The sequence below is a fragment of the Caballeronia sp. genome (assembly GCF_049581465.1).
Taxonomy (GTDB): domain Bacteria; phylum Pseudomonadota; class Gammaproteobacteria; order Burkholderiales; family Burkholderiaceae; genus Caballeronia.
This window is the reverse complement of record NZ_JBAUSA010000115.1, coordinates 1-6,753: the sequence shown is the minus strand read 5'-3', so window position 1 is coordinate 6,753 and position 6,753 is coordinate 1. Positions and strand designations below refer to the sequence as shown.

The 6,753-nt window shown below is 61.7% G+C and carries 7 protein-coding genes and 1 pseudogene; all 8 read right to left on the bottom strand.

The window, feature by feature from the left end; translation table 11 throughout:
- Positions 1-4 precede the first annotated feature (4 nt).
- The gene (locus WCA53_RS02870) at positions 5-778 is read right to left on the bottom strand and encodes an MBL fold metallo-hydrolase (protein WP_423905260.1); all 774 of its coding nucleotides are present in this window, start codon (positions 776-778) and stop codon (positions 5-7) included.
- Between the two features lie 11 nt (positions 779-789).
- Positions 790-1,932, bottom strand: coding sequence for an outer membrane protein assembly factor BamC (gene bamC / locus WCA53_RS02865; protein ID WP_423905258.1), 1,143 nt, complete (start codon positions 1,930-1,932; stop codon positions 790-792).
- Between the two features lie 187 nt (positions 1,933-2,119).
- Entirely contained in the window at positions 2,120-3,025 is a 906-nt protein-coding gene (dapA, locus tag WCA53_RS02860; protein ID WP_423905256.1) for a 4-hydroxy-tetrahydrodipicolinate synthase, read from the bottom strand.
- 42 nt (positions 3,026-3,067) lie between these two features.
- Complete coding sequence (locus WCA53_RS02855) at positions 3,068-3,694, bottom strand: class I SAM-dependent methyltransferase (protein ID WP_423905254.1); 627 nt, start codon at positions 3,692-3,694, stop codon at positions 3,068-3,070.
- Positions 3,695-3,702: 8 nt separating this feature from the next.
- The gene (locus WCA53_RS02850; protein ID WP_423905252.1) at positions 3,703-4,905 is read right to left on the bottom strand and encodes a tryptophan--tRNA ligase; all 1,203 of its coding nucleotides are present in this window, start codon (positions 4,903-4,905) and stop codon (positions 3,703-3,705) included.
- Between the two features lie 4 nt (positions 4,906-4,909).
- On the bottom strand, positions 4,910-5,575 hold the full coding sequence (locus WCA53_RS02845; protein WP_423905250.1) for a site-2 protease family protein: 666 nt from the start codon (positions 5,573-5,575) through the stop codon (positions 4,910-4,912).
- A 158-nt stretch (positions 5,576-5,733) separates the two neighbouring features.
- Positions 5,734-6,375, bottom strand: a complete 642-nt coding sequence (locus WCA53_RS02840) for an L-threonylcarbamoyladenylate synthase (RefSeq protein WP_423905248.1) — start codon at positions 6,373-6,375, stop codon at positions 5,734-5,736.
- Positions 6,376-6,590: 215 nt separating this feature from the next.
- Positions 6,591-6,753: pseudogene (locus WCA53_RS02835) on the bottom strand (phosphatase); the annotation flags it as partial.

Here is a 6,753-nt window from a genome sequence, read left to right as displayed (position 1 = left end):
ACTTTTATAGCGAAAGCCAGTCAAAGCCGTCGGCCTGCGTCGCGACGACCACGTCGGCCAACGAGCCCCCTATCACGGCGGCGAATGCCGCTTGCGCGAGTTCGGGCAGGTTGTTTTCCTGGCTAAGATGAGCGGCCACGAGATGACGCAGCTTCGAGCGATCGAGCGACGCGAGAATACCGGCCGCGGCGTCGTTGTTTAAATGACCATGCATACCGCCAATACGCGCCTTCAAAGAAGCCGGATAGCGGCTTGAGGCGAGCATGGCTGCGTCGTGATTCGACTCGAGCACCAGGGCGTCACAACCGCTCAACACGCTGGTGATGTGAGGCGTAGCAACACCGACGTCGGTCAGCACCCCCAAGCGGCTTACGCCGTCCGAGAAGACGTACTGGAGCGGTTCGCGCGCATCGTGGGGCACCGTGTAGGGACACACCTCCAGATTGCCCACAGCGACGCTCTCGTCGCCCCACAGCACGTTCAGCTCGACCGGTGCTTCGTCCGCGCCTACTGCACGTGCCGTTCCCCAACTCATGTACATCGGAATGGACCACTTGCGCGCCAGTGTCAGCGCGCCGCCAATGTGATCTGCATGCTCGTGCGTAATGAGGATGGCATCGAGCTGATCGGGGCCAACGCCGAGCCGGGCAAGCCGGCGCACGACTTCCTTTGCCGAAAAACCGCAGTCGAGCAGCACGCGCGTGGTGGTCGTGCCGCTCACCGACTCGACAAGCAGCGCGTTGCCTTCACTGCCGCTGCCGAGACTGGCAAAGCGCATACGCGGCGAACCTAGTTCAGCTGCGCGTGCAGCAACGAGACGATGCGCTGTGCGTCGGTGGAATTGTCGATTGCGCCGTTTGCGTCGACCACGGCAATTTGCGTGATCGCGTCGGCCTTCGGACGCACATTGACCATGAACTCACGTGTCGGTTTCGGCGTCCCGCCGCTGAACAGACGTCCAAGCAGCCCGTCTTTCTTCAGTTCCTGCATGGAATCTGAATAGCGCACGTAATACAGACCCTTCGCGCGATCACGATTGTCGACCGTGAAATTCGTACGATCCAGCGCCAGACCCACGCGTAACCACGCGCTATCGAACGGCTCGGAGAGATCGAGCGTGGAACTGCCCCCCGCCTGGTCCAGCGAGACGCTGGCGCCGGCCGGAACGGCGTCGGTGAGCAATTGCTTCGACTGTGCGTCCGTCAAGCCGAATTTTTGCATCAGCCTCGCGAGAAACGCGGCTTCGAGCGCCGGATTGCGCGGCCGCTCTTCCCATTTCGACGAGGTCTTGTCCTGGCCTGTCATCACCTCTTCCATGGCGCTGTGGCTGATGGAGATGTCTGTGGAATTGGTCGCACCGCGCTCGACGAGCGTGGTGAACTGGTCCCGGGTACCCGATGAATAAGCAAAGTCGATCAGCTTGCCCACGCTGTTGCGGAACCAGTCGTCGGGAATATTCGCGCGGTTTTCGGCCCAGTCCGTCGCCATGATGCCGGTGGCGGGTGCGTCGGTCTTGAGCGTGAAGCCGTTCTCTTCCCAGAATTCCTGCAACTGCGGCCACAACTGGTCGGGCGAACGGCCATCGACCACCAGCCAGCGGCGATCGCCATCTTTTTCGACGTGCATGCCAAACGGATCTTGCGGTGAAGGCACGCCGACGGTGGCGTTGCCTGCCGGCGTCAGCGCGCGCGGCGCAGCACCGCCAAGCGTGTTCAGCTTGGGCGGCGCGGCATAATTCTGGCTAATGACGGCCGGGCTCAAGTCCGACGGAACCGTCAAAGTTGGCGCAGTTTCAGCGCCCTTGTAATTGACGCGATCCGGCGCGAGCCAGTCGTTCAAGGTGTCACAACCGGCCAACGAGATGAGGGTGCCAATTCCAAGCGACAACACGCTCAGGCGGCAAGCGTGAGTGAATAATGCAGAACGTTTCATTGGGTCCTTCGTGTTGCTGAATGCACGTTGCCTGGGAGCTAAGCCGTGGGAGAACAAACCCGAAGCGAAGCCGGAAACGGGTCGATGAACGACGGTTGATGACACGGAAAGGCTAAAGCTCTTGCGAGCCATCACCCGGCCTGGGTGGCGCGCGCCTGGACTTCGGGCCACGCACCGCCGCAAACCTTCAGGCAAGCAGGCCGGTTTCGCGCAAGGCGTCACGTACGACATCGTGATAGCGGGCATCAAGCGGCGTCAACGGCAAGCGAATCCCGCCTTCCATGCGACCGAGCGCGGCGAGCGCCCATTTCACGGGAATCGGATTCGACTCGCAAAACATTTGCCTGTGCAACGACAAGAGGCTCAAATGGATCTTGCGGGCGGTAATAGCGTCGCCCGCGAGCGCTGCGCGGCACATCTCGCTCATTGCACGGGGCGCTACGTTGGCGGTGACCGAGATATTGCCGTGGCCGCCCAGCAGCATCAGCGCGATGGCAGTCGGATCGTCGCCGCTGTAGATCGCAAAGTGCGCCGGTGCATGCTTGATCAGGTGCGCGGCGCGGTCAATATTGCCCGTCGCTTCCTTGATACCTACGATGCCCGGTACGCCAGCGAGGCGCAGCACGGTCTCGTGGTTCATGTCGGCGACTGTCCGGCCGGGCACGTTGTACATGATCAAAGGCAAGTCGACAGACTCCGCAATCTTGCGGAAGTGCTGGTACATGCCTTCCTGCGTCGGCTTGTTGTAATAGGGCACGACTTGCAACGTGGCGTCCGCGCCGACTTCTTTCGCAGCCTTGGCGAGCGCGACGGCCTCGGATGTGGAGTTGCCGCCCGCCCCCGCGATGATCGGAAAGCGCTTCGCCGCGTGGTCCACGGCGGTCTTCACCATCAGCACATGCTCTTCGACGGAGAGCGTGGCCGATTCGCCGCTCGTACCGACAACGACAATCCCGTTCGTGCCCTCTTCCACATGCCAATCGATCAGCTTTCGAAACGCCGGCAGGTCGAGACTGCCGTCTTCGTGCATCGGTGTGACGATTGCAGGAATGCTGCCGCGGATCTGAATGCCGCCGTGTGTTCCGTTTGTCATGAAACGCTATGAATTTGATCGGTAAACCGCGATTGTAGCGGATTAGCCCGGCAGGACGTAACGATCCGGCCCGACTACGTTGTTACGTTCGGTAATCCCTGATTGGGCGAACGCGGGTTCGCGCACAGCGCAAATGCGTTGCACACAGGATGCACGTGGAACGCTGATGAATCCATCCTGATAAGCGATAACTCGCAGCGGGCCGCTGGCTCCGTTTGTTCCCTTTGCTAGTTCGAGCAACTCGCCGGGGTTGAGCAGGAACGCCGGATTCGATGGCCGGCCGTATCGCTCGTTGCCCGCGGCGAAGGTTTCATAGAGCAGCACGCCGCCGGGCGCGAGGGCGTCGACGAAATACGGGAACAAGGGGCGATGCAGGTAGTTCGTGACCACGACGGCAGCGAATTTTTCATGGGCCGCGAGCGGCCAACTCGCGTCTTCCAGGTCGGCCTGGCGGGTTGTCACGTGCGCCACGCCATCGAGATTCGCGAGCGCTGCGGCGTCGCGATCCAGCGCCAGCACCGCGTGCCCGCGCGATGCAAAATAGCGCGCGTGCCTGCCGTTTCCCGATGCGACGTCGAGCACGGCACCGCCCGCACCCACCAGATGCGCCCATTGCTCGATCCACGCACTGGCGGATGTGGGTGGCGTATGCGGCGCGAACGTCGGCATCGGTTGCATCAGTTATAGGAAAGGCCCATTGCGTCGCGAACGTCGCGCATGGTTTCCACCGCGAACTTGCGCGCCTTGTCGCAGCCGTCGGCCACGATCGCGCGCACCAACGACGGGTCGTCCATGTACTTCTGCGCGCGCTCGAGCATGGGCTGCTGCTCGCGCAGGATCCCTTCGATGACCGGTTGCTTGCAGTCGAGACACCCGATTCCAGCGGTGCGGCAGCCCTTCTGCACCCATTCATGGGTCGCCTCGTCGGTATAGACCTGGTGCAGTTGCCACACCGGGCACTTGTCCGGATCGCCCGGATCCGTGCGGCGGACGCGGGCCGGATCGGTTGGCATGGTGCGGACTTTCTTCGTGATGGTCGCGGCATCTTCGCGCAAGCCGATGGTGTTGCCATACGACTTCGACATTTTCGCGCCATCGAGGCCAGGCATGCGCGACGCTTCAGTCAGCAGCGCATGCGGCTCGGCGAGGATGATCTTGCGCGCGCCTTCGAGGTATCCGAACAGCCGCTCACGATCGCTCATGGACAGGCTTTGCGATTCCTGCAACATCGCCCGCGCCTGTTCGAGCGCCTCGTTGTCCCCTTCCTGCTGATACGCCACACGCAGTTCGTGATACAGCTTCGAACGCTTGCCGCCAAGCCGCTTGGCGGCGTCGACGGCCTTTTCCTCGAAGTCCTTCTCGCGGCCGTACAAATAGTTGAAGCGGCGCGCGATCTCGCGCGTCATTTCGACGTGCGGCACCTGATCCTCGCCCACCGGCACGAGCGACGCGCGATACAGCAGGATGTCGGCCGCCATCAACACGGGATAACCGAGAAAGCCGTACGTGGTCAGATCCTTTTCCTTCAGCTTCTCGATCTGCTCCTTGTAGGTCGGAACCCGCTCAAGCCAGCCGAGCGGCGTGCTCATGCCGAGCAGCAGGGCAAGTTCGGCGTGTTCCGGCACCCGGCTCTGGATGAAGAGCGTGGCTTGTGCCGGATCGATACCCGACGCGAGCCAGTCGATCAGCACTTCCCAGACGTTCTTCTCGATGATTTCGGGCGTTTCGTAGTGGGTCGTCAGCGCGTGCCAGTCGACGACCGCAAAAAAGCACGGATACTCGGACTGCAGCCGCACCCAGTTCTTGAGCACGCCGTGATAGTGGCCTAGGTGCAGCGAGCCGGTCGGCCGCATGCCAGAGAAGATACGATCAGGGAACATGGCTTTATTGTAGAAGCGAAGCAAGGGGATTCAGGACGGCCGACACCGCAATATACGCGGCGCTCACCAGCGGTCCGAGCCAGAAACGCGTCAGCGTGCCGGTTACGACAAGCGCCATCACAATGAAAAAACCGTACGGTTCGAGCCGCGCGAACATGATTGAAGCACGCACGGGCAGCAACGCCATCAGTACGCGCCCGCCGTCGAGCGGCGGCAGCGGAAACAGGTTGAGCACGCCGAGCACCAGGTTCACGCCGACGCCCGCCGCGGCCATGCGGGTCAGAAATGGCTCATCAACGTTGAAGGCCGCGAACAACACCGCGACCACGCCCCAGATCAGCGCCTGCACGAAGTTGCATGCTGGCCCGGCGGCAGCGACCCACAAGCTGCCCCAACGGGGATTGCGCAGGTTGCCGAAGGCCACCGGCACTGGCTTGGCGTAGCCGAACATGAACGCGCCGCTCGTCGCGAAATAAAGGATCAGGGGAATGGCGAGCGTGCCGATCGGGTCGATGTGGCGCATCGGGTTGACCGACACTCGGCCAAGAACGTAGGCCGTGTTGTCGCCAAGAAGTCGGGCCGCGTAGCCGTGAGCAGCCTCGTGCAGCGTAATCGCGAAGATCACGGGAAGCGCGTAGACCGCGATGGTTTGTATCAGGGAGGAATCCATAGCTCGCTATTGTATCAAGCAGTTGTGGCGCCAATCAGGGCGCGCCATGCGGGCTTCTCACATGCCAAGGTTCGCGAGCGTCGGGCACGGCGGTAGCGTGTGCAGCCAATTTATAAAGCAACTCACTGACCCAGCATCAAGCGGTCAGTTTTGTAGTGTCATTGCGTCGCATCCAGTGTCAGGCCAAACGGTTCGAGACTGCCGCGGCCCGGGCGCACCAGCACCGGCACATCGCCGGTAAGATCGATCACGGTCGACGGCTCCGCCGGGCACGCGCCGGCGTCGATGACAAGATCAATCTGCTGTTCCAGCCGTTCACGGATTTCTTCGGCGTCGTTGAGCGGGTGGGTGTCGGGTGGCAGGATCAGCGTCGAGCCAAGCAGCGGTTGGCCAAGCGCCTCCAGCAATGCAAGCGTAATTGCATGGTGCGGCACGCGCAGGCCGATCGTCTTGCGCGACGGATGCGACAAGCGCCGCGGCACTTCCTTGGTCGCCTGCAGCACGAACACGTAAGGACCCGGCGTCACGGATTTGATCAGACGATAATTCCGGTTGTCGACGATCGCGAAATTCGCCAGTTCCGACAAATCGCGCACCAGCAACGACAGAAGTTGCTTCTCATCGAGCTGGCGAATACGGCGAATGCGTTCGACCGCGTTTTTGTCGTCGAGATGGCACGCAAGCGCGTAGCTGGAATCGGTCGGCAACGCGACGATGCCACCGTCGTTGATGATCTGCACCGCCTGGTTTATCAGGCGCGGCTGCGGATTGTCCGGATGAATTCGAAAAAATTGAGACATAACGATTCAACGTAGCGGTTAGCCGGAATGATCGATGGGGTCGCGTAAATGCTGTCGCGCCGATGGGCGTTTCAGCAGGTTCGTTCGCGCTTTCGCTTGATCGGGCGTTGCGACGCGCGATCAAGCGGCGTCGCCGGAACGGACGCCGCTAAAACCGCGAGAATAACCGCAAATCGATCGGATCGTGCTGACTCGGCGTGGGCTTAAGTTAGGTACTAAGTCAGGTAGTCCCAGATCGGCTTGAGATCCGCGGGAAGCTGCGGCAACTGGCCAAGGTCGATACGGCCCTCGCCCGTCCCGTGGAAATCCGATCCGCGCGACGCGTAGAAGCCGTATCGGCGGGCTACATCCGCATATTCGCGATATTGATCCGGCGTA

Coding starts and splice junctions, on each gene's coding strand:
- WCA53_RS02870 (WP_423905260.1), bottom strand. CDS start 778: ATGCGCTTTGCCAGTCTCGGCAGCGGCAGTGAAGGCAACGCGCTGCTT.
- bamC (WP_423905258.1), bottom strand. CDS start 1,932: ATGAAACGTTCTGCATTATTCACTCACGCTTGCCGCCTGAGCGTGTTG.
- dapA (WP_423905256.1), bottom strand. CDS start 3,025: ATGACAAACGGAACACACGGCGGCATTCAGATCCGCGGCAGCATTCCT.
- WCA53_RS02855 (WP_423905254.1), bottom strand. CDS start 3,694: ATGCCGACGTTCGCGCCGCATACGCCACCCACATCCGCCAGTGCGTGG.
- WCA53_RS02850 (WP_423905252.1), bottom strand. CDS start 4,905: ATGTTCCCTGATCGTATCTTCTCTGGCATGCGGCCGACCGGCTCGCTG.
- WCA53_RS02845 (WP_423905250.1), bottom strand. CDS start 5,575: ATGGATTCCTCCCTGATACAAACCATCGCGGTCTACGCGCTTCCCGTG.
- WCA53_RS02840 (WP_423905248.1), bottom strand. CDS start 6,375: ATGTCTCAATTTTTTCGAATTCATCCGGACAATCCGCAGCCGCGCCTG.